Origin of the sequence: Variovorax ginsengisoli (genome assembly GCF_030811835.1) — a bacterium.
Taxonomy (GTDB): domain Bacteria; phylum Pseudomonadota; class Gammaproteobacteria; order Burkholderiales; family Burkholderiaceae_C; genus Variovorax; species Variovorax ginsengisoli_C.
The window spans coordinates 325,735-351,259 of the sequence record NZ_JAUSRO010000002.1 but is presented as its reverse complement, the minus strand read 5'-3'; the positions used below and the strand labels follow the sequence as shown (position 1 = coordinate 351,259).

The 25,525-nt window shown below is 67.0% G+C and carries 23 protein-coding genes and 1 pseudogene; 6 read left to right on the top strand and 18 right to left on the bottom strand.

Annotation, left to right across the window (positions count from 1 at the left end; translation table 11 throughout):
- Positions 1 to 4: 4 nt before the first annotated feature.
- The 8 genes and pseudogenes from J2W36_RS03815 to pilM all read right to left on the bottom strand — a co-directional run bounded on the left by J2W36_RS03815 (position 5) and on the right by pilM (position 8,456).
- Positions 5 to 1,291: an MFS transporter gene (locus tag J2W36_RS03815; RefSeq protein ID WP_307688335.1), complete on the bottom strand. Its 1,287-nt coding sequence runs from the start codon at positions 1,289 to 1,291 to the stop codon at positions 5 to 7.
- Positions 1,288 to 2,418 (bottom strand): deoxyguanosinetriphosphate triphosphohydrolase, encoded by a 1,131-nt coding sequence (locus J2W36_RS03810; RefSeq protein WP_307688334.1) that lies wholly within the window; start codon positions 2,416 to 2,418, stop codon positions 1,288 to 1,290. The genes J2W36_RS03815 and J2W36_RS03810 overlap by 4 nt, the downstream gene beginning before the upstream one ends.
- A 28-nt stretch (positions 2,419 to 2,446) precedes the next feature.
- Positions 2,447 to 3,583 (bottom strand): 3-dehydroquinate synthase, encoded by a 1,137-nt coding sequence (gene aroB / locus J2W36_RS03805; RefSeq protein ID WP_370869248.1) that lies wholly within the window; start codon positions 3,581 to 3,583, stop codon positions 2,447 to 2,449.
- A 60-nt stretch (positions 3,584 to 3,643) separates the two neighbouring features.
- Positions 3,644 to 4,192 carry a shikimate kinase gene (locus tag J2W36_RS03800; protein ID WP_307688332.1) on the bottom strand — a complete coding sequence of 183 codons (549 nt, stop codon included), beginning with the start codon at positions 4,190 to 4,192 and terminating at the stop codon, positions 3,644 to 3,646.
- Positions 4,193 to 4,214: 22 nt separating this feature from the next.
- Positions 4,215 to 5,573 (bottom strand): annotated as a pseudogene (locus J2W36_RS03795) (type IV pilus secretin PilQ); the annotation flags it as partial.
- 188 nt (positions 5,574 to 5,761) lie between these two features.
- Entirely contained in the window at positions 5,762 to 6,877 is a 1,116-nt protein-coding gene (locus tag J2W36_RS03790) for a pilus assembly protein PilP (RefSeq protein WP_307688331.1), read from the bottom strand.
- On the bottom strand, positions 6,874 to 7,479 hold the full coding sequence (locus tag J2W36_RS03785; protein WP_307688330.1) for a PilN domain-containing protein: 606 nt from the start codon (positions 7,477 to 7,479) through the stop codon (positions 6,874 to 6,876). The genes J2W36_RS03790 and J2W36_RS03785 overlap by 4 nt, the downstream gene beginning before the upstream one ends.
- Positions 7,476 to 8,456 carry a type IV pilus assembly protein PilM gene (gene pilM / locus J2W36_RS03780; protein ID WP_307688329.1) on the bottom strand — a complete coding sequence of 327 codons (981 nt, stop codon included), beginning with the start codon at positions 8,454 to 8,456 and terminating at the stop codon, positions 7,476 to 7,478. Before pilM ends, J2W36_RS03785 begins: the two co-directional genes overlap by 4 nt.
- Before the next feature lie 287 nt (positions 8,457 to 8,743).
- Between pilM and J2W36_RS03775 the strand changes: the two genes are divergently transcribed.
- A complete protein-coding gene (locus J2W36_RS03775) occupies positions 8,744 to 11,155 on the top strand; it encodes a penicillin-binding protein 1A (RefSeq protein WP_307688328.1) in 2,412 nt (803 codons plus the stop codon).
- Positions 11,156 to 11,179: 24 nt separating this feature from the next.
- On the opposite strand, the gene cyaY is transcribed toward J2W36_RS03775, so the two are convergent.
- Positions 11,180 to 11,512 (bottom strand): iron donor protein CyaY, encoded by a 333-nt coding sequence (gene cyaY, locus J2W36_RS03770; RefSeq protein WP_307688327.1) that lies wholly within the window; start codon positions 11,510 to 11,512, stop codon positions 11,180 to 11,182.
- An 11-nt stretch (positions 11,513 to 11,523) separates the two neighbouring features.
- Between cyaY and lptM the strand changes: the two genes are divergently transcribed.
- Together lptM and lysA are read left to right on the top strand one after the other, a co-directional pair.
- Complete coding sequence (gene lptM / locus J2W36_RS03765) at positions 11,524 to 11,808, top strand: LPS translocon maturation chaperone LptM (RefSeq protein WP_307688326.1); 285 nt, start codon at positions 11,524 to 11,526, stop codon at positions 11,806 to 11,808.
- A complete protein-coding gene (gene lysA / locus J2W36_RS03760) occupies positions 11,805 to 13,091 on the top strand; it encodes a diaminopimelate decarboxylase (protein ID WP_307688325.1) in 1,287 nt (428 codons plus the stop codon). Before lptM ends, lysA begins: the two co-directional genes overlap by 4 nt.
- Positions 13,092 to 13,146: 55 nt before the next feature.
- Here lysA and msrQ read toward each other — a convergent pair whose 3' ends face one another.
- The 5 genes from msrQ to J2W36_RS03735 form a co-directional block, all read right to left on the bottom strand.
- The gene (msrQ, locus tag J2W36_RS03755; protein WP_307688324.1) at positions 13,147 to 13,791 is read right to left on the bottom strand and encodes a protein-methionine-sulfoxide reductase heme-binding subunit MsrQ; all 645 of its coding nucleotides are present in this window, start codon (positions 13,789 to 13,791) and stop codon (positions 13,147 to 13,149) included.
- A 13-nt stretch (positions 13,792 to 13,804) separates the two neighbouring features.
- Positions 13,805 to 14,803 (bottom strand): protein-methionine-sulfoxide reductase catalytic subunit MsrP, encoded by a 999-nt coding sequence (gene msrP / locus J2W36_RS03750; RefSeq protein ID WP_307688323.1) that lies wholly within the window; start codon positions 14,801 to 14,803, stop codon positions 13,805 to 13,807.
- Between the two features lie 81 nt (positions 14,804 to 14,884).
- Positions 14,885 to 16,201 carry a c-type cytochrome biogenesis protein CcsB gene (gene ccsB, locus J2W36_RS03745; RefSeq protein ID WP_307688322.1) on the bottom strand — a complete coding sequence of 439 codons (1,317 nt, stop codon included), beginning with the start codon at positions 16,199 to 16,201 and terminating at the stop codon, positions 14,885 to 14,887.
- On the bottom strand, positions 16,198 to 18,363 hold the full coding sequence (locus J2W36_RS03740) for a cytochrome c biogenesis protein ResB (RefSeq protein ID WP_307688321.1): 2,166 nt from the start codon (positions 18,361 to 18,363) through the stop codon (positions 16,198 to 16,200). Before J2W36_RS03740 ends, ccsB begins: the two co-directional genes overlap by 4 nt.
- Before the next feature lie 125 nt (positions 18,364 to 18,488).
- Entirely contained in the window at positions 18,489 to 19,154 is a 666-nt protein-coding gene (locus J2W36_RS03735; protein WP_307688320.1) for a c-type cytochrome, read from the bottom strand.
- 72 nt (positions 19,155 to 19,226) lie between these two features.
- Between J2W36_RS03735 and yihA the strand changes: the two genes are divergently transcribed.
- Positions 19,227 to 19,910: a ribosome biogenesis GTP-binding protein YihA/YsxC gene (gene yihA / locus J2W36_RS03730; RefSeq protein ID WP_307688319.1), complete on the top strand. Its 684-nt coding sequence runs from the start codon at positions 19,227 to 19,229 to the stop codon at positions 19,908 to 19,910.
- Between the two features lie 125 nt (positions 19,911 to 20,035).
- Positions 20,036 to 20,953, top strand: a complete 918-nt coding sequence (locus tag J2W36_RS03725) for an alpha/beta fold hydrolase (RefSeq protein WP_307688318.1) — start codon at positions 20,036 to 20,038, stop codon at positions 20,951 to 20,953.
- On the opposite strand, the gene J2W36_RS03720 is transcribed toward J2W36_RS03725, so the two are convergent.
- Positions 20,947 to 21,831: a lysophospholipid acyltransferase family protein gene (locus tag J2W36_RS03720; protein WP_307688317.1), complete on the bottom strand. Its 885-nt coding sequence runs from the start codon at positions 21,829 to 21,831 to the stop codon at positions 20,947 to 20,949. The two genes, J2W36_RS03725 and J2W36_RS03720, sit on opposite strands and share 7 nt — an antisense overlap.
- Positions 21,828 to 22,718, bottom strand: coding sequence for a lysophospholipid acyltransferase family protein (locus J2W36_RS03715; protein WP_307688316.1), 891 nt, complete (start codon positions 22,716 to 22,718; stop codon positions 21,828 to 21,830). Before J2W36_RS03715 ends, J2W36_RS03720 begins: the two co-directional genes overlap by 4 nt.
- Positions 22,719 to 22,937: 219 nt before the next feature.
- Between J2W36_RS03715 and metK the strand changes: the two genes are divergently transcribed.
- A complete protein-coding gene (gene metK / locus J2W36_RS03710) occupies positions 22,938 to 24,119 on the top strand; it encodes a methionine adenosyltransferase (protein WP_307688315.1) in 1,182 nt (393 codons plus the stop codon).
- Positions 24,120 to 24,132: 13 nt separating this feature from the next.
- On the opposite strand, the gene J2W36_RS03705 is transcribed toward metK, so the two are convergent.
- A complete protein-coding gene (locus J2W36_RS03705; RefSeq protein ID WP_307688314.1) occupies positions 24,133 to 24,519 on the bottom strand; it encodes a RidA family protein in 387 nt (128 codons plus the stop codon).
- 3 nt (positions 24,520 to 24,522) lie between these two features.
- Positions 24,523 to 25,524, bottom strand: a complete 1,002-nt coding sequence (locus J2W36_RS03700; protein WP_307688313.1) for a tripartite tricarboxylate transporter substrate binding protein — start codon at positions 25,522 to 25,524, stop codon at positions 24,523 to 24,525.
- Position 25,525 lies beyond the last annotated feature (1 nt).

The window sequence follows — 25,525 nt, the reverse complement described above, 5'->3', positions numbered from 1 at the left end:
GGATTTACCTTGAAGGCGTCGAGGTTGAAGCGCGCGCCGACGCATGCGCCAGCCGTGCAGCCAGCGCAGCGCCCGCCAGCGAGCAAGCCAGCGTGAGCGCCCAGGTCCATTGCCAGCCACCGACGCGGTGGGCCAGCCAGGCCACCACCGGTGGCGCCACGAATTGGCCCAGGGCAGAGGCCTGTTGCACCAGGCCGACGGTGGTCGATACCGTGGCGGGCCCGGGGGCCAGGCGCACCGCCAGCGAGAACAGCGTGGCGGGAATCATGCCGCCCGCCAGTGAAAAAAGGCAGACGGCCCCATAGCGCAGGGCGGGCGGCAGGCCGAGCGCGCCTGCCCCCTGCCCGACCTGCGCGAAGGCCGCGACGCTGCCCAACGCCATCGCGAGGTAACCCCATCGCAGCAGTCGGCCGGGCGGAATCCCGCGTTGCAGCAGCCGTCCGCCGGCCAGATTGCCCCCGATGTTCAGCGCTGCGGCCAGCGCCGTCAGCACGGCGCTCCAGCCAGCAGGCACGCCGACGCCCGCGTAGATGGCGGGCAGGAAACCAATCACGGCGATCCACTGCGAAGAGTAGACCGCAAACGCCAGCGCCACCAGCCATGGGCCGGGCGCGCCGAGCGTTTCGCGAAGGCGGGTGCGCCAGCCGGAAGCAGCGGTTTGATCGCGCCGGGCGACGTCGCGCACATCCGGCGGCACGCAGGTGCGCACCCCTACCGCGGCGCCGGCCGACACCAGCGACAGCGCCCACCACCAGCCCGGCCAGCCAATGGCGCCGATCAGCGCCGGACCGACCAGCAGGGCCAGCGCCACGCCCAATGGCATGTAGGCACCCCACCATCCCATCGCCTTTTTTTCGGTTCCGGCCGTGGCGAAGGCGCGGATCAGCCCCGGCGCCGGCATCACGACCAGCAGGAAGCCCAGGCCTTCGATCCCGCGCAGGACGAGCAAGGCATGCACGGCCGCACGGCTGCCATGCGGATCGGCCGCGATCGTGCCGGCCAGTCCACCGAGCACGCTCGCGCCGGTCAGCACCGCCAGCCCGGTCAGCATGCTGCGGCGCAACCCGAGGGTATCGGCCGTCAGCCCGACCGCCATGCCCAGCAGCATGCCCGCCACCTGCACCAGCGACAGGAGGAAACCCGCCTCGACCCACGTGATGCCCAGCGTGGCCTGAAGCGCGGGCACCGCGGGCGGCAGCTTGCCCAGGTGCAGCGATGCGCTCACGCCGGCCAGCACCACCGCCCACGTGGCAGCGGGCCGAACGCTGCGTGCGGCCGTCGGTGCGCTCATGCCGGCCAGACCTGTCCGGTCAGCCGCTCGTGTTCGCGCAGGGCGTAACGGTCGGTCATGCCGGCGATGTAGTCGGCCACGGCGCGCGACGCGTCCGGACGCGAGGCAAAGGACACGGGCATCTCGCCCGTGTCGGCCCGGTAGGCCGCAAAAAGGTCCTGCACCACCGCCTGCGCGCGCACGGTGGTCTGCATGACCTGCGGATGGCGGTACAGGTCCCGGAACAGCACGCGCTTGAGTGCGATCGACTGCGCGCGCATGGCAGGGCTGAAGCCCACCAGCGGCGGCGCGCGGCGTGCCGCATCGGCATCGGCAGGCGCGGCGGCGGCAAGGGCCGAGCGCGTGGCGTCGATCACGTCGTACACCTGCGCGCTGAGCATGCGGCGGATGGTTTCGTAGAGCATGCGCCGACCGTCGAGCTGCGGATGTTCCGCCACCGCCTCGCAGCGGTAGCGCTCGAACAGCTCGACCTCGGCCAGTTGCTCGATCCCGATCAGCCCGGAGCGAACGCCGTCATCGATGTCATGCGCGTTGTAGGCGATTTCGTCGGCCAGGTTGCACAGTTGCGCTTCCAGGCTTGGCTGCGTGCGGTCGATGAAGCGCCGGGCCACGCCACCGGGCTCGGCGGCCTCGATGCGTTCGGCGTTCGCGCGCGCGCAATGCTTGAGGATGCCCTCGCGCGTCTCGAAGCTCAGGTTCAGGCCGTCGTATTGCGGATAGCGGTGCTCCAGCGTGTCGACCACGCGCAGGCTCTGCAGGTTGTGCTCGAAACCGCCATGCCCTGCCATGCACGCGTCCAGCGCGTCCTGCCCGGCATGTCCGAACGGCGTGTGCCCCAGGTCGTGCGCGAGTGCGATCGCCTCCACCAGGTCTTCGTTGAGACCGAGCGAACGCGCAATCGAACGGCCCAGTTGCGCGACCTCCAGCGAATGCGTCAACCGTGTGCGGAACAGGTCGCCCTCATGGTTGAGAAACACCTGCGTCTTGTAGACCAGACGGCGGAATGCGGTGGAATGCACGATGCGGTCGCGATCGCGCTGGAAGTCGTCGCGCGTGGGCGCGGGCGGCTCCGGATGGCGACGACCGCGCGACTGGGCGGGCTGGCTGGCGTAGGGCGCGAGGCGCATGGCGTGACGAGTCGGGCGTGACGTAGGCTCAGGCAGCGCAGCAATGCGCCAGCACCTCGCGCACCATGGCTTCTGGCGCGCCGCGCATGACGGCCGAACCCGGTCGGTCGATCACCACAAAACGGATGTCGCCGCCCTCGGACTTCTTGTCGATGCGCATCAGCTCGAGGTACCGCTCGGCACCCAGCGCAGGCCCCACCACCGGCAGGCCGGCACGCTCGACCAAGCGCGTCAGCCGTGCGACGAAAGCCGCATCGACGCCGCCCAGGCGCTGCGAGAGATGGGCCGCCATCACCATGCCGCAGCCGACGGCCTCGCCGTGCAGCCATTGGCCGTATCCCAGGCCCGACTCGATCGCATGCCCGAAGGTATGGCCGAAATTGAGGATGGCGCGCAGCCCCGCCTCGCGCTCGTCCTGCCCTACCACCAGCGCCTTGATCTCGCAGCTGCGCTTGACCGCATGCGCGAGCGCGGCGGGCTCGCGCGCCACCAGCGCGTCGATGTTCTCTTCAATCCAGTCGTAGAAAGCCATGTCGTGGATCGGCCCGTACTTGATGACCTCGGCCAGGCCGGCGCTCAGCTCGCGCGCCGGCAGCGTGGCCAGCGTGGCCAGGTCGCACAGCACGAGTTGCGGCTGGTAGAAGGCGCCGATCATGTTCTTGCCCAGCGGATGGTTGATGGCCGTCTTGCCGCCGACCGACGAATCCACCTGCGCGAGCAGCGTGGTCGGCACCTGCACGAAGGGCACGCCGCGCATGTAGCTGGCTGCGGCGAAGCCGGTCATGTCGCCCACCACGCCACCGCCCAGCGCAAAGAGCACCGTCTTGCGGTCGCTGCCCTCCCGGAGCAACGCGTCGAATACCAGGTTGAGCGTTTCCCAGGTCTTGTAGGCCTCGCCGTCGGGCAACTCCAGCACGTGCACCTGCCGGAAGCGCCCGCCGATGGCACGCCGCACCGTCTCCACGTAGAGCGGCGCCACCGTCGTGTTGGTCACGATGAGCGCGCTGGTGGCGGTGGGTACTGCAGCCCAGCTGGCCGGGTCGTCCAGCAGACCCGTCCCGATCAGGATCGGATAACTGCGGTCAGCAAGGTGAATGTCGACGCGCTCGGTGGCGCCGGGAACGAAGGACAAGCGGTCAGCGGCGGACGGATGGGGCAATGGCATGCCCGCGAGTTTAGAGGTTCCCACCCTCGTACGAGCGCAGGAGGACAGCAGCGCCGGGGTTCAGGCGCGCGGAGCGTCGGGATCGTCCACCGGCGCCACGACGCCCGCGAGTTCGAGCTGCATGACGATGATGTTGACGATCATGGCGAGTGACGGTCGTCCGGTGTCGACGATATCGTGCGCCACCTCGCGATAAAACGGGTCGCGCGCGGCGTGCAGGTCGTGCAGCCGCGCCAGCGGGTCGGCGACCTGCAGCAGCGGCCGCTTGACATCGTGGCGCAACCGGCGGAACAGGTCTTCCGGCGTGGCACGCAGGTAGATCACATGGAAACCCGTGTGCAGGCATTGACGGTTGGCTTCGCGCAGCACGGCACCACCGCCCGTGGCAACGATGCCTTGCTCGGTGTGGGCCAGGTCGGCGATGACGGCCTGTTCGACATCGCGAAAGGCGGCCTCGCCCTCGCGCTCGAAGAAATCACGGATGGAACATCCGATGCGCGACTCGATCTCGTGATCGCTGTCAACGAAAGGGAGCTGGAGACGCTGCCCCAAACGCCGGCCTATTGCTGATTTGCCGGCGCCGGGCAATCCGACGAGTGCGACCGCCACGCGTGCCTGTGAACACCGCGCGTCAGGGCGCGGCGTAGCGTTCGGTAATCATCTTCGGCGTGATAAAGACGAGCATTTCGGTCTTGTTGTAACTACGGTTGCGCGTACGGAACAGTGCCCCCAGGTAAGGCACTTCACCCAGTACCGGCACGCGCGACTCGTCGTTATTTTCGGTGATCTCGAAGATACCACCGATGACGACCGTGCCGCCGTTGTCCACCAGCACTTCGGTCTGTATGTGCTTCGTGTTGATCGCAAAACCGGCCGTCGTGGCCTGCCCCACCGAATCCTTGTTGACGTCCAGCGACAGGATGATGCGGCCTTCGGGCGTGATCTGCGGCGTGACCTCCAGCTTGAGATTGGCCTTGCGAAAGGCGATCGAGGTCGCGCCGCTGGCCGTCGCGACCTGGTAGGGCAGCTCGGTGCCCTGCTCGATCAGCGCACGCGTCTGGTCGGCCGTCACCACGCGCGGGCTCGACACCACCTGCCCTTTGCCCTCCGCCTCCAGCGCGGAAATCTCCAGGTTGAGCATGCGCGTGAGACTGGCGTCGAAAAGCGACAGCGCCAGGCTGCCCGCCGTGTTGCCACCCACGCCCAGCGAGGGCAGGTTGACGAAATTGTTCTGCCCAAAAGACGCCGGGCCGCCTGCGGCAGACGGGGCCGGGTTGCCGATCGCGCTTCGTGCATCGACCGCCCCGCCGCCGAACTTCACGCCCAGCGACTTGCCAAAGCTGTCTGCCGCTTCGACGATGCGCGCCTCGATCAGCACTTGGCGCACCGGAATGTCGAGCTGGCGCACCAGGTCCGCCACCTGGGCCAGGCGCGCGGCGATGTCGGTGACGAAGAGTTGGTTGGTGCGCAGTTCGGCGATCACGCTGCCGCGCGCGCTCAGCAGGCGCGCAGTGCTGGCCATGCCTTCGGCGCGGCCGCCGCCGATACCGTCACCGCCGGCGTCGCGCTGACCCGGTCTGCCAGAGTTGCTCACCGGGCCGCCCGCCCACGCACCGATGCCGGCGCCCGTCAGCCCCTGTGCGATGACCGCCGCCTTGGCATAGTTCAGCTGGAACGACTGCGTCCGCAACGGCTCCAGATGCTCGATGGCGGCCAGCGCCTCGAAGTCCTGCTTCTCGCGGGCGCGAAGTTCTTCCTGCGTGGCGATCCACATCACGTTGCCATCGCGACGCATGCCCAGACGCTTGGCCTGAAGGATGATGTCGAGCGCCTGGTCCCACGGCACGTCCTTGAGGCGCAGCGTCAGCGCGCCGCTGACGGCATCGGACGTCACGATGTTGATCTGCGTGAAGTCGGCGATGACCTTGAGTACCTCGCGGATCTCGATGCTCTGGAAGTCGAGCGAGAGCAGGTCACCCTGATAGGGCACCGCGGTCGCCGAGGGCACAGAAGACGCCACGCTGCGGTTCGCCGCGGCCGCGTTCCAGGCGAAGGCCGAGGCGAGCGCGAGACCCACGAGTGCCTTCACCGCCACGCGTACAGCCCACGCTTGACGCGCTCCACCCCCGACGTCGACATGCGTCGCGCGTCTCCGGGCACACCCATTCTGGAAGGTCTTCATTTCTTTTTTTCTTTCTGCGCCACGCGCATGTGCAGCGTGACCTGCCGCTCGACCCAGGCGCCACTGGTGTCCTGCACCTGCTCGTTCACGATGAGGGTGTCGTCACCGATGTGCGCCACGCGCCCCCGGTCCGGCCCAAGGTGCTGGCCGACATGCACGACATGGAGCTTTCGCTCGACCTCGACCAGCGCCACCGTACGTCCGGCGCGCCGCATTCGACCGACCCATTCGATGGCGTCGAGCGGAACCGCTTCCAGCGGGTCGAGGCCAGGCGACGGCACGCTGGACAAGGCCGGCGCACCCTGCGCGCGCGCGAGTTTGCGGGCATCGAAGGGATCGAGTGTGTCGACGGCCAGGTAGGGCGCAGGGGTGAAGAGCGCCAGCGGCGCGACGACGACCGCTGCCCGTCGGGAGGCAGGGCTCGGCACTTTCTCCTGTCTGGGCACCGGAGGCTCCTGTGCCGCCGGATCGGGCTTGCGCGCGGCCTGCTCGACGGCATCGAGTCGCCGAAAAACACGCACTGTCCCGGTCATGGCGAGCAGGCCGTCCGGCTGCGGCTCCAGCACCATCGGCCCCAGGTTCACCAGATGCGGCAGCCGCGCCAGGTCGGCGGCGAAGGTGCCGATGTCGTGGTAACGCCCCGTCAGACGCAAGGCCACGGGCTGTTCGGCATGGTCTGCCGCCAGCATCACGGGGTCCGGCCGCAGCAACGCGAATTGCAGACCTCTGGCGGCGCCGGCCTGGTGGATGTCGGCCAGCAGCCCGTCGAGTTCAGTCGCACCCACGAGTTGCCCTTCCAACGCGTTCACCTGCCGTTGGGCCTGTGCGCGCTGCGATGCCAGAGCGGCCAGCGGCTTCACCTCGGCCCGCTTGCGCTCGTGTTCCCGCCCCAACTCGACCGAACGCTGGTGCTGGGCATCCCGGAGGTCCAGCGCCTCGGCCAGCCAGACGATGCCGAGCAACCCGAGCACCACGAGAAAGACGGCGACGCACAGCGCATGGCGCAGCACCGCCGGCCAACTGGACGGCGCGCGCACGTCGATCACCGCCAACGCGTCACGCCACGCCGCCAGATGGCGTGTCGATGCTCCCGTCGACTCTTCGCGTCTCATGGGCCTGCCGCGGGCGACGCGTCCGGCGGCAACAGACCCACCTGCAAGGTGAAGCTGGCAGCGGATCGCGTGGCCTGCGGACCTGGTGGCACGGGGGCGCCCGTGATCTCGACCAGACCCGCGCGCATGCGCCAGCCGGTAGAGGGGTCTGCGCCGTCCAGTTGGCGCAGCAGGCCGTGCACCCGTTCACTCGACAGCGCACGGCCGTGCAGCACGACCTGCTGCACGGCCGGCTGCGACGACTGCGCCAGGCGGGTGAGTTGCACGCCGTCGGGCATGCGCCGCGCGAGTTCATCGAGCAGTTGCACCGGCACATTCCGCTCGGCCTGCCAGGCCTCCAGCGCGCGCTGACGCGCCATCAGGCGTTCCAGCTGGGCGCGTTGCGTCGCCCCGGCCAGAATCTGTGCATCGAGCCCTGCGATCGCCGTCTGCAACAACCGCTGGTTGGCCCGCTGGCGCTCCGTCTGCAGGTGCACGAACGCGTAGAGAACGGTGGCAGCGCCCACAGCCAGCAGCGCCGCCGCACCCATTGCACGATGAAATCGCGCGCGCTGCGCGGCCCGGGCCTGCGCTCGGTGCGGCAACAGGTTGATCTGCCTCACGGTGGGACCTCGCGCAGCGCCAGGCCACATGCAACGGCCAGGTGGGGCGCATCGCGCACCCCATCAATGCCACCGCGTTCCAGGCCCTTGCCCAGCACCATGCCCTTGAACGGCTGCAATACGGCGCATGGCAGGCCGTTCTGAGCCGACACCCTGTCGGCCAGACCGGGCAGCAGGGCTGCGCCGCCGCAGAGGACCACGCAGTCGAGCACAGGATGCGTCGTGCTGTGTCGAAAGACCTGCAACGCCTGCGCGATATCCTGAGCCAGCGCGGCGACGGCGCAGTCAGGCCCCGGGATCTGCCCGTCCGACGCCGAGACGTCCATCTGCGTGAATGGCTGCTCGCCTTCGTACAGCGTCTCCCGGCCTCGCAGCACCTGCAGCCGGGCCGCGCCGGCGCCCAGGTCGAACAGCCCCTGGATCGCATCCGATGTCGATGGTGACGTCAATGCCCGGTCGTCGCACGCGGTGAGCGCACGCTGCGTTGCGCACGATTCGATGTCCAGGCACACGGCGCGCAGCCCCGCGGCCTCTGCCAGCGCCTGCCGATCAAGGACGCGGTCGCGCCGAGCCGCCGCGACGTGAACATCGATGCGCCCCTCTGCATCGGGCACCGCCTCGGGTGCCACGTGGAAATCCAGGCACACGTCGTCAAGCGGGAATGGCAGGAAGGAGGCCGCCAGTTGCGCGACCTGGGCTTCCAACGCGGCGCCGGTCAAGCCGCCATGCACCCGGACGGTACGCTGGATGACCGCCGCGGCAGGGAGCGCCAGCACGACATCGCGTGCACGCGTGCCGCTGCGGCTGACCGCACGCCGGGCCGCCTGCGCCACGTCATCGAAACGCTCGATCTGTCCGTCGACGATCGTGCCGGGCTCCAACGGCTCGACCGCCGCATGCACGAGCGACCAGGCACCGGCACTCAGGCGCGCCAGCGCAACCAGCTTGACGCTGGACGACCCGATATCGAGACCCATTTGCAGCGCCGACGAACGCCTCCTCCAGAAACTGAACTGCCCCATAGAGCCTCCCCAAGGCGCTTGTAAGTATTCGAAACATCTCGCTCAGATTCATGCTAGCAGCGTGCTCCGAAAATGAAGCTTTCGACCTCAACGCGCTTCGATCCGCTGCCAAAAAGTGGACATAAACGTATTTCAATGCAAGTTCGGCGTCGATTTAGCCCATTCGGCAGCACTGGTGACATGAAAGGGGCCCTGAAATCGGGGTCGGTTTTTATAATGTCCGGTTGACTCTCAAAGCACCCATGCCTGAATCCCCGCGTTCCACCCCCCCCCACAGACCCCCTGTTCCCCAACGCTCCGCGGCGGCGACATGGGTGCTGCGGATCTTCATCTGGGGTGCCGGCCTAGCAGCGGCGGCCGTGCTGGCAGCGGTCTGCGTGCTCGCCGTTGCGCTGGCAGTGGCCTACCCCAATCTGCCCGACATCTCCGAACTCGCGGATTACCGGCCCAAGTTGCCGTTGCGCGTGTTTTCATCGGATGGCGTGCAGATCGGCGAATTCGGCGAGGAGCGCCGCAACCTCACGCCGATCGCCACCATTCCCAAGGTCATGAAGGACGCCGTGCTTGCCGCGGAAGACGCGCGCTTCTACGACCATGGCGGCGTCGACTACAAGGGCATGGTCCGCGCCGGCCTGGCCAACCTGAACCGGGTCAAGAGCCAGGGCGCGTCGACCATCACCATGCAGGTGGCGCGCAATGTCTATCTGAGTTCCGAGAAAACGCTGACGCGCAAGATTTACGAGGTCCTCCTGACCTTCAAGCTGGAACACCTGCTGAGCAAGGACCAGATCTTCGAGATCTACCTCAACCAGATCTACCTGGGCAACCGCGCCTACGGCTTCGCCGCAGCGTCGGAGGCCTATTTCGGCAAGCCGCTGCAGGACATCACGATCGCCGAGGCCGCCATGCTGGCAGGTCTGCCCAAGGCGCCGGGAGCCAACAATCCGGTGAACAATCCGACGCGCGCGCGCGGTCGCCAGCTGTATGTGATCGACCGCATGCAGGATGCCGGCTTCATTACCGCCGAGCAGGCAGCCGAGGCGAAAAAGGAAGAGCTGCACCTGCGCGATGCCGCCGATCCGAACCGCCTGCATGCCGAGTACGTGGCCGAAACCGTGCGCCAATTGATGTACGCCCAGTACGGCGACAGCACCTACACGCGCGGCCTGAAGGTTTACACCTCGCTGGTCTCGACCGAGCAGGCAGCTGCCTACAAGGCGCTGCGTCGCGGCATCATGGACTACGAGCGCCGCCAGATCTATCGCGGCCCCGAGAAATTCATCGATTTACCTACCGAGCCGAAGGAAATCGATGACGCGGTCGACGACGTACTGGGCGAGCATCCCGACAACGGCGACCTGATGGCCGCCGTGGTGCTCAAGGCGAGTCCGAAGGAAATCACTGCAGTGCGCGCCAACGGCGAGGTGTTGACGATCACCGGCGAAGGCCTCAAGCCAGCGCAATCGGGGCTTTCCGACAAGGCGCCGCCGAACATCAAGATCCGCCGCGGCGCAGTCATTCGCGTGATGCGCAGCGGACCGAAGAACACGCTGGAAATCACCCAGCTGCCCGAGGTCGAAGGGGCCTTCGTGGCTGTCGACCCGCGCGACGGCGCGGTCAAGGCCATGGTCGGTGGCTTCGACTTCGGCAAGAACAAGTTCAACCACGTGACGCAGGCCTGGCGCCAGCCCGGCTCAAGCTTCAAGCCGTTCATCTACTCGGCCGCGCTGGAAAAGGGCTTTTCGCCCGCCACCGTGATCAACGATGCGCCGCTGTTCTTCGACGCCGGCACCACCGGTGGCCAACCGTGGGAACCCAAGAACTACGACGGCGGCTTCGAGGGCCCCATGTCGATGCGCCGTGCACTGATGAAGTCGAAGAACCTGGTGTCGGTGCGCATCCTGCAGTCGATCGGCACCCGCTACGCGCAGGACTGGATCACCAATTTCGGCTTCGACAAGGACAAGCACCCGGCCTACCTGCCCATGGCGCTGGGCGCGGGATCGGTCACGCCGATGCAGATGGCCACGGCCTATTCGGTGTTCGCCAACGGTGGCTACCGGGTGACGCCCTACCTGGTGACCAAGATCACCGACCACAAGGACAAGGTGCTGGTGGAAACGCAGCCGCCGCTGCTCAGTGAAGCGGTACGCGCGATCCCGCAGCGCAACGCTTTCATCATGGACAGCCTGCTGCAGTCGGTAGCCAGCGGCGGAACCGCCGCCAAGGCGCAGGCCACGCTCAAGCGCACCGACATCTACGGCAAGACCGGCACCACCAACGACTCGCTCGACGCATGGTTCGCCGGCTTTCAGCCCACACGTGCCGCCATCGCCTGGATGGGCTACGACACGCCGCGCAAGTTGGGCGACCGTGAAACCGGCGGCGGGCTGAGCCTGCCGATCTGGATCAGCTACATGGAAACTGCGCTCAAGGGTGTTCCGGTGACCGACCTGACGGCCACACCGCCGGCCGGCGTCGTGAACGTGGGCGGCGAGTGGTACTTCGACGACTACGCGCCGGGACGCGGCGTGGCATCGCTGGGCCTGGACCAGGCACCCGTGCAGCCGGTGGAAGCGCTCACGGGCGCCCCGGTGAGCCCGAATCCGCCCCCGGAAGAGCGCAACAAGATCCTCGACCTGTTTCGCAATTGACGCGGTGGCGACCGCCGGATGCGGTCAGCCCGGCGTGAATGCCAGCGGCCGGCCGGCCTGCAGGGTCGCCTCGCGCGAGAGGTTGCCAAAGAACTCCTCGCCCGTCTTGGTGTCGACCCAGGCGGTGCCGTCATGGCGGTAGTGGTAGCCGCCAGAGCGCGCGGCCAGCCAGATTTCCTGCAGCGGCTTCTGCAGATTCACGATCAGCTGGCTCCCGTTGGCGAACGTGATCGTGATCATCCCTCCCACCCGCTGGTTGTCGAGATCGACATCCAGCGCGTCGTTGAGACGGTCACAAGCCTGCTCGATGGCGGCCAATGCCGCTTCCGCGCGGTCCATGTACTCAGGGTCGGTCATACAATTTCACCATGTTGAATGTTCGTCAAATTCTAGTGACCGCAGCCGGCCTCACCGCGCTCGGGGTCGGACTCTCCGGTTGCGGGCTCAAAGGCCCGCTGTACCTGCCGACCGATCCGGCCGCTGCAAACCGCGCCACACTGCCCAGCCTGATGTTGCCGTCGCTCGGCAAGACAGAGACGGCAACGCCGGCCGCGGCTCCCGCCTCACCAGTACCAGACACCTCTTCGCCGGCCGCCGCGCCGGTGCCCGCGCCTGCCAGCAGCGCACCTGCACGCTCCGGAACCAACCAGTGACCTTGCCCGCCCTCCCCGGCCACCCCCACATCGCCCGCCACGGCGACGCGCTCCAGATCGAAGGCCAGTCGCTGGCTGCGCTGGCCGCCGAACATGGCACGCCGCTGTTCGTCTACTCGCGCCAGTGGATGCTGGACGCGCTCGCAGCCTACCAGCGCGGCTTCGAAGGCCGCAACGCGCTCATCTGCTACGCGATGAAGGCCAACTCATCGCTGGGCGTGCTGCGCGTGTTCGCCGAAGCCGGCTGCGGCTTCGACATCGTCTCGGGCGGCGAGCTGGCGCGCGTGCTGGCGGCTGGCGCCGATCCGGCCAAGGTCATCTTCTCGGGCGTGGGCAAGACCCGCGCCGAAATGCGTCAGGCCCTCGCCGCGGGCATTGCCTGCTTCAACGTCGAGAGCGAAGCCGAACTCGAAGTGCTCAACGCAGTGGCACTGGAAGAAGGCCAGCGGGCGGCGGTGAGCATCCGCATCAATCCGAATGTGGACCCAAAGACGCATCCCTATATCTCCACCGGCCTCAAGGGCAACAAGTTCGGTGTGGCCCATGACCGCGCACTGGCCGTCTACCAGCATGCGGCATCGCTGCCGGGCCTGCGCGTGCTGGGCATCGACTGCCACATCGGTTCGCAGATCACCGAAGCCTCGCCCTATCTGGACGCGCTCGAACGCGTGCTGGACCTGGTCGAAGCCATCGAAAATGCAGGCATCGCGCTGCACCACCTCGACTTCGGTGGTGGCCTGGGCATCGACTACAACCATGACACCCCCCCGGCCGCCGATGTGCTGTGGAAGCAGTTGCTCGCGCGCCTGGATGCCCGGGGCTTCGGCGACCGCAAGCTGGTGGTGGAACCGGGCCGTTCACTGGTCGGCAATGCCGGCGTCTGCGTGACCGAGGTGCTCTACACCAAGCCGGGCGAAGACAAGAACTTCTGCATCGTGGATGCGGCCATGAACGACCTGCCGCGCCCGGCCATGTACCAGGCCTTCCACCAGATCGTGCCCGTTGTCGCACGCAACGAGGTGGGCGGGGTGGCCGACGCAACGATCTACGACGTGGTCGGCCCGGTGTGCGAAAGCGGCGACTGGATCGGCCGCGATCGCGCGCTGGCCGTGCGCGCGGGCGACCTGCTGGCCGTGCTGTCTGCCGGTGCTTACTGCATGTCGATGGCCAGCAACTACAACACGCGCGGCCGCGCCGCCGAAGTGCTGGTCAGCGGCGAACGCGCCACGCTGATCCGTCGCAGGGAATCGATCGAAGACCAGCTGCGCAGCGAACAGGCTTGACCACTGGCCTGCTTTCGCGGCCACGTGCAGCCAGCGTGCCGTTCAGAGGCGGCCCTTACTTGGACGGTTGAACGCGCGCCGCCGCGGAGCGCGTCGGCGCATTCTTCTTGCGCCAGTGGTTCCACACGCGCCAGGCCAGCAGCAGGCCGATGATTCCCGCGTACACGAACACTTCATTGAAGTTGTTCTTGCCCGCGCGCATCCAGAAGAAGTGCAGCAGGCCAAGGCCGGCGATCGCATAGATCAGCTTGTGCAGCCGCTGCCAGCGGCGCACACCCATGGCCTTGATGGCCCGGTTGAACGAGGTGGCAGCCAGCGGCGTCAGCAGCACGAAGGCCGCAAAGCCCACCAGGATGAAGTTGCGCTTGGCGATGTCCTTGGCGATTTCGCCCAGCTCGAAGCCCATGTCGAACCAGCTGTAGCTCAGCAGGTGCACCACGACGTAGAAGTACGTGAACAGGCCCAGCATGCGGCGATAGCGGGCCAGCGCATTGAGCCCTGTCATCACGCGCAGGGGCGTCACTGCCAGCACGATACAGATGAAGCGCAGCGTCCAGTCGCCAGTCGCGCGGATCAGGTATTCCGCAGGATTGGCGCCCAGCCCGTCGGTGAACGCGCCATAGACCAGCCACGCGAAAGGCAGCAGGCACAGCAGGAACACGGCCGGTTTGATGGCCGGGTTCAGCAACAGTTTGTTCATCGGCGCAGGGTGGTCAGAACAGCTTTTTCAGGTCCATGCCCGCGTACAGCTGGCCGACCTGGGCTTCGTAGCCATTGAACATCTGCGTCTTGGTGCGCTTGGCAAACAGCCCACCCCCGTCGCCGATGCGGCGCTCGGTCGCCTGGCTCCAACGCGGGTGGTCGACGTTGGGGTTCACGTTGGAATAAAAGCCGTACTCGTTGGCAGCCGCCTTGTTCCATGCGGTGCCCGGCTCCTTTTCGACGAAACGGATCTTCACGATCGACTTGCCGCTCTTGAAGCCGTACTTCCATGGCACCACGATGCGCACCGGCGCACCGTTCTGGTTGGGCAGCACCTCGCCGTACATGCCGAAGCTCAGCAGCGTCAGCGGATGCATGGCCTCGTCCATGCGCAGGCCCTCGGCATAGGGCCAGTCGAGTACGCGGGAGCCGACGAAGGGCATGGTCTTCGGGTCGGCCAGCGTCAGGAACTCGACGTACTTGGCATTGCCTTCGGGTTCCACCTTCTTGATGAGTTCGGCCAGCGAATAGCCGACCCACGGAATGACCATCGACCAGCCTTCAACGCAGCGCAGCCGGTAGATGCGTTCTTCCTGGGCGCTGAGCTTGAGCAGGTCTTCGATGCCGTACTTGCCGGGCTTCTTGACCAGCCCCTCGACCTCGACGGTCCAGGGGCGCGTCTTCAGCGTGCCGGCATTCCTGGCCGGGTCCGCCTTGTCGGTGCCGAATTCGTAGAAGTTGTTGTAAGTGGTCGCATCCTTGTAATCGGTGACCTTGTCCATGGCCTGGGCGCCCGGCACGGATGACTTGGCGCCCTTCAACGGGGGGAGCTTGCCGGGCGCAGCCGTCTGGGCGAGCGCGTCGCGCGAGGCCCACGAGGCCAGCGCGGTACCGGCCGCGCCGGTGGCCAGCAGCTTGAGCATGTCGCGGCGGCCTTCGTAGGCGCTGCGCGGCGTGATCTCACTCGAAACCGGGTGCAGGAAGCCGTTGTCGCGGCGGTGAATCAGCATGGGGCGCCTTTCGATTGCGGGAAACACAGCCCGCATTTTTGCCAAACCTGTGTTGTTTACGCGGCGCGGGGGCTTTCGGTTTCAAAGCGTGCCGTAGCTGTGCAGGCCGCTCAGGAACATGTTCACTCCCAGGAATGCGAACGTCGTCACCGCCAGGCCTGCCAGGGCCCACCAGGCCGCCACCGTGCCGCGCAAGCCCTTGACCAGCCGCATGTGCAGCCAGGCGGCGTAGTTGAGCCAGACGATCAGCGCCCAGGTCTCCTTCGGGTCCCAGCTCCAGTAACCGCCCCACGCGTCGGCTGCCCACAGGGCACCCAGCACCGTGGCGATGGTGAAGAACGCGAAACCCACGGTGATGGACTTGTACATGACGTCGTCCAGCACCTCGTTGGCCGGCAGCCGGGCGGCGATGCGCTTGCGCCCCATCAGGATGCCCGCGGCGATCAGCGCGGAAATGACCGCGTAGACCACCCAGTAGCTGCCACCCGCCTCCTGCACGCGCTGGCGGAATGCCACAGGCACGAAGCACAGCGCCACACCGAGCAGCCAGATCGGTGTGAGCCTGTACCAGCGCGTCTCGTCGGCCTGCTCCTTGATGAGGTAGGCGAAGGCCACCATGGCCGCGAGGGAGAAGGTGCCGTAGCCGATGAAATTGGCCGGCACATGCAGCTTCATCCACCAGCTCTGCAGCGCCGGCACCAGCGGCTGGATCTCGTGGGCATCGCGAACCAGCGTGTACCACAGCAGGAAACCCACGGACGCGCTCACCACCAGCATCACGAAGGCCCCGATGGCACGTGTGCGGTAACGCGCTTCGAAATACAGATAGAAAGCGGTCGTGAGCCAGGCGAAGAGCACGAACACTTCGTAGAGGTTGCTCACGGGAATGTGGCCAATGTCCGGGCCGAGCTGGTGGCTTTCGTACCAGCGCACCATGGTGCCGATCAGCGCCATGGTGACGCCGGCCCAGGCCAGCCGCGAGCCGATGAGCTCCATCGCATCGCCCTGCTTGCCGCCGAAGAGGCCGAGCCAGTAGAAGGTCGTGCTCATGAACAGCAGCACGCTCATCCAGAGAATGGCCGACTGGCTCGACAGGAAGTACTTGAGCCAGAACACCGTGTCGGCGCGCGCCAGGTCGCCCTGGTAGGAGCTGACGGCCAGGATGCTGGCTGCGGCCACGACGACCGCCAGCACGCGCAGCGGCCGCCAGAACCAGCCGAGCCAGACCATGGCGGCGAGTGCGGCCAGCAGGATGGGCTTTTCGTAATAGTCCATCGACGCGCCGTAGCGCGCGAAGGCGAACAGCCCTCCGGCGGCCACCAGCGCGGCAAACACCCAGTCGAACAGGTTGCGGCGCGACAGCCAGCTGTCGTTGAGCCTGAGGGTCGTGGTGTTCATGACGCTGTCTCCTTCTTGATGGCCAGCAGCTTGTCTTTGAGATTGTCGAATTCGCGGTCGGTGTCCATGGTGCGCCTGTTCACCGAGAACGCCATCGTCGCCTGACTGCCGCCCGCGCCGCCAGGGGGGTCGGCCATGGGTTCACGCGGCGTCAGCCACACCCACAGTCTGCGCTCTCGCACATAGAGCATCGAGAAGATGCCGACGATCAGCAGCAAGCAGCCCAGGTAGACGACGTTCTTGCCGGGTGCGCGCGCCACCTGGAACACGCTCGCCTGGACCTGCTTGAAGTCCGTCATCATCAGGGCGACCGGTGCCGGGTAGAAATGCGCATCGCTGATGGCCAGCACCGCCTGCGTGAGAAAGGCCTGTGATGCCGAATCGCTGGGCAGCGCGGCCAGGCCCGCCGATTCGCGGCTCAGGTTGAGCACCTCGAACAGCACGTCGTTCAGGATGCGCACCAGCACCGTGCCCGCGCGCTCGCGCTCGGCCTCGGGCACGTTGGCTTCCATGAACTCAGCAATCGCCTGCCAACCGCCCTGGCTGACGGCGTCGTTCTTCGCGCGCTCGGCACCGGCGAACAGGTCGAGCGCCCGCGCGGCCGACACGCGCAACTGCGCGGCCAGTTCCGGACGCTTCGGATCGGTGGCGCGCGCAACATACCGCTCGACCGCACGGGCACGCAGGCCAGGGTCTGCCAGCGCCCTGCGCATGCGGGTGAAGCCGGCCATCGATCCCTGGTCGTCGGACGGCACGCGCAGATAGCGAAACGGTTCTTCCGGCCGCTCGCGCACGCCCAGCAGGAACACCGGCTGGCCGTCGCCCGTGTCGACCGGCACCATGTAGTTCTGGTATTCCCGTGCCTGTCCTGCCGCATCGCGCAGCTTGTAGCCGAAGCTCGGTCCGATGTTGCGAAGGGTCTTGGGCTTGTTCGTCTTGTTGGCGGCACCGAGGCGCGATTCGATGTCGCTGCGCAGGTCGACCTTGCGCACGTCTGCGCCGCTCGACAGCGGCCCGCCATCGGCGAAGTTCTCGACGTTGATCACCCGCAGCGCGACGTATTCCAGCGTGAGCTTGCTGCCGCCAGCGTCGATTTCGGCGCTGCTGCCGATGGTGCCGTCGATCTCGAAAGGCTTCACGCCCATGGCCATCGGCACCGCGTTGAGCTTCACGCCCGAACCGCCGTCGTCGAAGCTGGACTGGTAGATCTCCACGCCCTTGTAGCTGGCCGGATGGTTGACCTCGATGCGCGCGGGCACCTGCTCGCCGGTGGCGCGGTCGTGCAACACCACCTCGCTGGCGAACAGCTTGGGCATGCCGGTGGAGTAGTAGTCGACGATGAATTTCTTCAACTCGATGGAGAACGGCAGGTCCTGCAGCAGCACACCATCGGCCTGGTTGAGGATGGCCACGCTCGAACGGCCGCCCTCGGGCACCAGGATGTTGCCGCGAAAGGTCGGGTTGGCCGGCGACAGGCGATGCTCGGGCGCCACATCGGCGATCAACCCGCCACCGGTGTACACGCTCTTGCCGTTGAACCAGGTCTGCGCACGGACCACGAGATCCCCATCGAACAGCCCGCCCACGCAGATCAGCACGATCGCACCATGCGCGGCGATGTAGCCCAGCTTGTGGGCGCCGCCAGCGCGCGCGGCCACCATCCAGCCCTGGGACTGGCCTTCCTGCGTGCGGTGCTGCAGCTTGACCTTCCAGCCGCCGCCCGAGAGCATCCGGCCGATGCGCTGGGCCTCGGCCTGCGGTGCTGCATCCAGGGCCGCCTCGGCCCGCTGGCCGAAGGCCTTGAGGCTCTGCGCGCGAATGCCTTCCTTGAAAGTGCGCAGATCCTTCAGGATGTGCGGTGTGTTGCGCGCAATGCACAGCGACGTGCTGATCACCAGGAAGAGCAGGATCAGCAGGAACCACCAGGCGCTGTAGATCGTGTCGAGTCTGGCCGCACGGAACACCTGCGCCCAGAAAGGCCCGAACTGGTTGACGTAGTTGCCCAGCGGTTCATGCTGCTTGAGCACCGTGCCGATGATCGAGGCGATGCAGATGATCGTGAGCAGCGCGATGGCAAAGCGCATCGACGAAAACAGCTCCACCGTGGCGCGAACCGCCTGGGGACCGCGCCGAACGCGAAGACCGTGGGTGGAAACTGACATGAATGGGCTTGCGAGGGAAAAGGGAAAGCAAAAGGGCGGGCCATCCGGATGGATCGGCCCGCCCTGTTGGGATTGTTATTGGCGGTGGGTCGACGTCGCGGCACGCCGCGCGGACGGCATGCGGATCAACGCAATCCGGCGATGTAGTCTGAAACGGCCTTGATCTCGCGGTCGTTGAGCTTGGCGGCGACGCCGGTCATCGGCCCGCTGTTGAGGCGCACGCCATCGCGGAAAGCCACCAGCTGGGCGCTCGTGTAGTCGGCATGCTGACCTCCCAGGCGGGGGTACTGCGCAGGCAAGCCCGCGCCGTTGGGGCTGTGGCAGCTGGCGCAGGCCGGAATCTGGCGATCGGCAATGCCACCGCGGTAGATCTTCTCGCCCATGGCGACCAGGTCCTTCTCCTTGGAGAAACCGGTCTTGATCTTCTTGGAGCCGACGAACCAGGCGATGTTGCGCATGTCCTCCTCGGACAAGGCCGAGGCGAGCGGCTTCATGATGGCGCTCTTGCGTGCACCCGACTTGAAGTCCTGGAGCTGCTTGAGGATGTATTCCGGATGCTGCTGGGCCAGCTTGGGATTGCTCGCGATGGCTGAATTGCCGTCCGCGTTGTGGCACGACGCACAGCTCTGGCTGTTGGCGGGCGTTGCATTGAAGACGGTGTCTCCCTTGGCCGGATCCGGCTTGGCCGGCTTCGCGACGGCGGCGGCCGGGGCAGGCTCGTCGGCGGCGAAACTTGCGCTGGAGGCCGCGCCCACGAGGGCTGCAAGCATTAATTTGGCAAACAACTTCATATCGGGGGCTCGCTTTTATGGCGCAAAACCGCGCGATTCTACAATGGCCCCCCCGTTAAGAAAGTCTCCCTGATGACCACCCCTGTGCCCTCACCGGCTCCCGCATCGCCGAACGCGGCGCCTGCCCCCGACCGGACCCGCACGGCCATGGGCTGGTTGCACACCGCCCACTTCCTCACGAGCGCCCCCCAACTCGAGCATCTGCCGGCGCTCGACCTGCCTGAAATCGCGTTTGTCGGACGCTCCAACGCCGGCAAGTCCACGGCCATCAACACCCTCACGCAACAGACGCGCCTGGCCTTTGCCTCCAAGACGCCAGGCCGCACACAGCACATCAACCTGTTCGGCGTGGGCAAGCAGAAGGTCGACGACGCCGTGCTGGCCGACCTGCCTGGCTATGGCTATGCGGCCGTGCCCAAGGAAGCCAAGCTGCGCTGGCAGCGTGTGATGGGCAACTACCTCATGACGCGCGAGAACCTGCGCGGCGTGGTGCTGATGTGCGACCCGCGCCATGGCATGACCGAACTCGACGAAATCCTGCTCGAAGTCATCCGCCCGCGTGTCGAGCAGGGCCTCAAGTTCCTGATCCTGCTGACCAAGTCCGACAAGCTCACGCGCTCGGACGGCGCCAAGGCACTGTCCATCATGCGACTGCAGGCCGGCGGCGGCGAGGTCAAACTGTTCTCCGCGCTGAAGAAGCAGGGGGTGGAGGATGCCGCCGAACTGCTCTGGCGCTGGGCTCACCCCAAGGAATAGGCTCGCCCCCAGGCTTGCCCACTTCGTGTGGCCGCCCACCCCGTTCCGGGGGCAACACCGGTGGCCCGGCGGAGCCGGTTCCACGGTGTTCCTGGACAACGCGCCGAATCAAGGAGACACGACCAATGATCGAGACCTTCCAGCGCCTGCTGCCCAACGGCACGACGCTCAGCTGCCGTGCCAGCGGCACGCCCGGACGCCCACTGATGGTGTTTCTTCATGGTTTTCCCGAGGGAGCCTTCATCTGGGACGGCCTGCTCGATCATTTTTCCCAGCCCGCCCAGGGCGGGTACCGCTGCGTGGCGCCCAATCTGCGCGGTTTCGAGCACTCGAGCGCGCCAGCCGATCCGGCCGACTACCGTGCGCACCTGCTGATCCAGGACATCCAGCAACTGGCGGCGACCGAAAGCCCCGATGGCCGCATCGCCGTGCTGGTCGCTCACGACTGGGGTGGCGCCTTCGGCTGGGGCTACGCCAACGCGTTCCCGCAGCAGGTCGACCGGCTGGTGATCCTGAATTCGCCGCATCCGGGCACCTTTGCCCGCGAACTGCGCGACAGCCCGGCGCAGCAGGCTGCCAGTGCCTACATGAATTTCCTCGCCCGGCCCGATGCCGAGGCACTGTTGGCCGAAGACGACTTCCGGCGAATGTGGCCGTTCCTGCAGGGCGCTGACGCCGCTACAGGCGGTCCCACCTGGCTCACCGAGCCGGTCAAGGACCAGTACCGTGCCCTGTGGGGCGCCGGGCTGGTGGGCGGATGCAACCTCTACCGCGTGACGCCGCTCAAGCCGGCGCCCCCAGGCCAGCCGGCCGCCGAGATCCGCATTCCGCCGCGCGAACGGCTGACGGTGGACGTGCCGACGCTGGTGATCTGGGCGCTCGACGACGTCGCGCTGTTGCCCAGCCTGCTCGACGGCCTGGACGATTACGTGGGCGACCTCACGCTGTGTCGCGTGCCGGGCGCCACCCACTGGATCGTCCACGAGCAGCCCGAGCGCGTGGCGCACGAGATCGCCAGCTTCGTGCGTCTGGCGCCTCAGTAGACCGGCGGCTCGCCGTCGGGGCGCGTCTTGAAGCGCCGGTGTACCCAGTAATACTGCGAGGGCATGGTGTCGATGTAGCCCTGCAGCCGCTTGTTCATGAGGGCCGTGTCGGCCACGGCGTCGTCGCTCGGGAAGTCTTGCCACGCCGGCAGCACCTCGATGTCGTAGCCCGTCGGAGTGAGCCGGGAGACGACCGGCACCACCTTGGCCTTGCCCAGGCGCGAAAAGCGCGACAGCGACGGAATGGTGGATGCCTGGACGCCGTAGAACGGTACGAACACGGTGTGATCCCGCCCGAAATCCATGTCCGGCAGAAGGTACAGCACGCCGTTCTTGCGCAGCCCCTGGAGCACCGGCTTGATGCCATCGCCCCGGTTGAGCGTGATCACGTTGCCAAAGCGCCCGCGGCCTTCACGGATCCATGCGTCGACCAGCACGTTGCGCTGAGGGGTGTAGATGGTGTTCGACGCGCGCATCGTGCGCATAGTGAGTGCCGTCGCCGCGGCGTCCAGGCCGTAGAAATGCGGTGCGAACAGGATCATGGGCGCCGTCCCGTGCGCGATTTCTTCGATCTCGGCGGCATCACCCACCACGCGCAAACGCGACGCCACCACCGCCTTGGGCGCATGCCAGAGCCAGCTGCGGTCCAGCCAGGATTGCGCGACGAAGACGAAGGTCTCGCGTGCGATGGCACGCCGCTCGTGCGCCGACTTGTGCGGAAAGCACAGCGCCAGGTTGATATCAACGACCTTGCGGCGTGGCACGGCCACCGTATGCAGCACGTGGCCGAGGAAGCGACCGAGCCCGCGCACCAGCGGCAGCGGCGCGTGCGCCAACACCCGCATGAAGCCCAGGCCCAGGCGTGTCGTGATGCTCATGGCGCAGCCTCCCGGGGCGGCGTGCCGGCGGCATCGCCCCTGGGCTGCTTGAAGCGCGCGTAGTCCCACACGTACTGGCCCGGCAGCGCGCGCACCAGCCGCTCGATGCCTTCGTTCATCGCGGCGGCGGCGGCCTCGGGCGTGGCCTTGGGATCGTTGAGCGCGGTGCCGTCGAAGGGCTCGCAGCGAATCACGTAGCCCCGGCCGCGCGGCAGGCGCTCGCACACGCCCAGGAACACGCGCGCGCCCGTCTGCTGCGCCAGGCGCGGCAGCAGCGTCATGGTGTAGGCGGGCCGGCCCAGGAAAGGCGCCCACACGCCCTGCCCCAGCGGCGGCACCTGGTCGGGCAGCAGGCCGGTGTAGCCGCCCGCGCGCAGCACGCGCATCAGCCCCCGCACGCCTGCCACGGAGGTGGGCAATGTGTGCAGGCCCGGACGATCGCGCGAACCGGCGACCAGTTCGGTCATCCACGACTTGCGAGCGGGCCGAAAGAGTGCCGTCAACGGACCGTACTGCGCGACGAAGCGCTCGCCCAGCGCCTGGCCGTACATCTCCCAACTGCCCAGGTGCGGCGAAATGATGATCACGCCCTTGCGCGCCGCCAGCGCGGCCTCGAACGCTTCGATGCCCTCCCAGCGCACCACCTTGGACAGCACACTTTCGCCTTGCGGACGCAGCCAAAGCCACGGCAGTTCGGCCACCATGGCGCCGGCCGCACCGATGGCCGGGCGGTACTGGGCAGGGGTGAACCCCGCAGCCTCGGCATTGGCACGGAAACGGCGCCGGTAACCCGGCGAAGTCCACCACACCAGCCATCCGAACACCACGCCCAGCTGGTGCATCCATGACAAGGGCACGCGGGCGAGCAGGCGGAACAGAACAATCATTCAGGAATACAGAGGGTCTTTAGGCGCTTGACGCACGGATGCAAGGGGCATGAGCCTCGAATAGAATCGAAATTGTCGCTGAGTTATGGAACTACTTGCAGGGCGACAAAGCACAGATGCTCGATGCATTGTGCCGTGGCCGGACAGGCCATCTGCTAAAGCGTTCGCCGAAGCTCCCGGGCTGGCAACGCGCCAACCGACCGATGGAGTTTTATCTAAATGGCGAACGACTTTCTCTTTACTTCCGAATCCGTCTCCGAAGGCCACCCCGACAAGGTCGCCGATCAGATCTCCGACGCGATCCTCGACGCGATCTTCGAGCAGGACCCGCGCAGCCGTGTGGCCGCCGAGACGCTGACCAACACCGGCCTGGTGGTGCTGGCCGGCGAGATCACGACCAACGCGCATGTCGACTACATCCAGGTCGCGCGCGACACCATCAAGCGCATCGGCTACGACAACACCGACTACGGCATCGACTACAAGGGTTGTGCCGTGATGGTCTGCTACGACAAGCAGTCCAATGACATCGCCCAGGGCGTGGACCACGCCAGCGACGACCACCTGAACACCGGCGCCGGCGACCAAGGCCTCATGTTCGGCTACGCCTGCGACGAGACGCCCGAGCTGATGCCCGCGCCCATCTACTACGCGCACCGCCTGGTCGAGCGCCAGGCCCAGCTGCGCAAGGACGGCCGCCTGCCCTTCCTGCGCCCCGACGCCAAGAGCCAGGTCACGATGCGCTACGTCGACGGCAAGCCGCACAGCATCGACACAGTGGTGCTGTCGACCCAGCACCACCCCGACCAGAGCGAGACGCCGACCAAGATGAAGGCTTCGTTCAACGAAGCCATCATCGAAGAGATCATCAAGCCGGTGCTGCCGAAGGAATGGCTGCAGAACACCCGCTACCTGATCAACCCGACCGGTCGCTTCGTCATCGGCGGCCCGCAGGGCGACTGCGGCCTGACGGGCCGCAAGATCATCGTCGACACCTACGGCGGCGCCTGCCCGCACGGCGGCGGCGCATTCTCGGGCAAGGATCCGAGCAAGGTCGATCGCTCGGCCGCCTACGCCGCGCGTTACGTGGCCAAGAACATCGTGGCTGCCGGCCTCGCGCGCCAGTGCCAGATCCAGGTCGCCTACGCGATCGGCGTGGCCCAGCCGATGAACATCACGGTCTACACAGAAGGTACCGGCGTGATCCCCGACGAGAAGATCGCCGAACTCGTGCGCGAACATTTCGACCTGCGCCCGAAGGGCATCATCCAGATGCTCGACCTGCTGCGCCCGATCTACCAGAAGACCGCCGCCTACGGTCACTTCGGCCGCGAAGAGCCGGAGTTCACCTGGGAAGCGACGACGCAGGCTGCGGCGCTGCGGGCGGCCGCCGGGCTCTGATCAGGCCTCGGGTTCAGCGGCGCACGGCGACCGCTTCGATTTCGACGCGCACCGGCGCGATCAACCCCGAAATGACGGTCGATCGCGCCGGCGCCGTCTCCAGCGCAAAGCGCTCGCCCCACGCCATATTGAAGGCCGGGTAATCGGCGGCGTCGACCAACCACACCGTCGCCTTGACCACGTCGGCCAGCGTGCAGTCCGCACGCACGAGGATGGCTTCGATCATGTCGAGCGCCACATGCGTCTGGCCCGCGATGTCGGGCGCCGCGGGCTTCCCGTCTCGCATCGGCACCTGCCCCGACACGAAGACCAGCGCGCCCTCGGCGACCACGGCGGGTGAGATGGGTTGCGTCTTCCCTGCGCGGACCACCGGTGGCCCGATGTGTGTGATGGCGCCCATCGCTCAATCGGGCTTGGCGCCGGACGCCTGGACGATCTTGGCCCACTTGTCGGCCTCGACCTTGACGAAGGCCTTGAACTCGCTGGCGCTGCTGCCGCCCAGCGTGAAGCCGCGCGAGCCGAAGTATTCCTGGATGTCGGCGCTGGCCAGCGCCTTGTTCACTTCACGGTTGAGTTGCTCGACGATCGCCGGCGGCGTGGCAGCCGGCGCGAACAGCCCCTGCCACGACAGCGCCTCGAAGCCCGGGTAGCCGCTCTCGGCGATGGTCGGCACGTTGGGTAGCATCTTGTGGCGCGTCTTCGAGGTCACGGCGATCGGCTGCAGCTTGCCGGCCTCGAGCTGCGGCCAGACCACGAGGAAGTCGCCGAACATGGTGTCGATCTGTCCGCCCATCAGGTCGCTCAGCGCGCCCGCGCTGCCGCGGTACGGGATGTGGAGCATCGACACCTTGGCCGACAGCTTGAACATCTCGCCGGTCAGGTGCATCGACGTGCCGTTGCCCGGCGAGCCGTAGCTGATCGAGCCCGGCCTGGCCTTGGCGGCGGCCACCACTTCCTGCACCGTCTTCGGTGCGAAGTTGAGGTTGCGCACCAGCACCAGTGGCGACGAAACGACGAGCGACACGGGCGCGAAATCCTTCACCACGTCGTAGGGCAGCTTGGGGTACAGCGCATTGGCGATGGCGTTGCTGCCGGTCACGCCCATGAGCAGCGTGTAGCCGTCGGGCGCCGACTTGGCGACATAGTCGGCGCCCAGCGTGCCGCCGGCACCGGCGCGGTTGTCCACCACCACCGGCTGGCCCCACGCCGCCGCCAGCTTCTCGCCGATCCGGCGCGCCAGCAGGTCGGTGCTGCCGCCCGGCGGAAAGGGCACGACGATGTGGATGGGCTTGGTCGGGAAGCTTTGCGCAGTGGCCAGAGACGGCAGCAGCGCGGTGGCGGCCAGTGCCATGGCGCCGCCAAGGGCAAGGCGGCGACTGCGTTGAAGAAGGGGGGTGGATGTCATC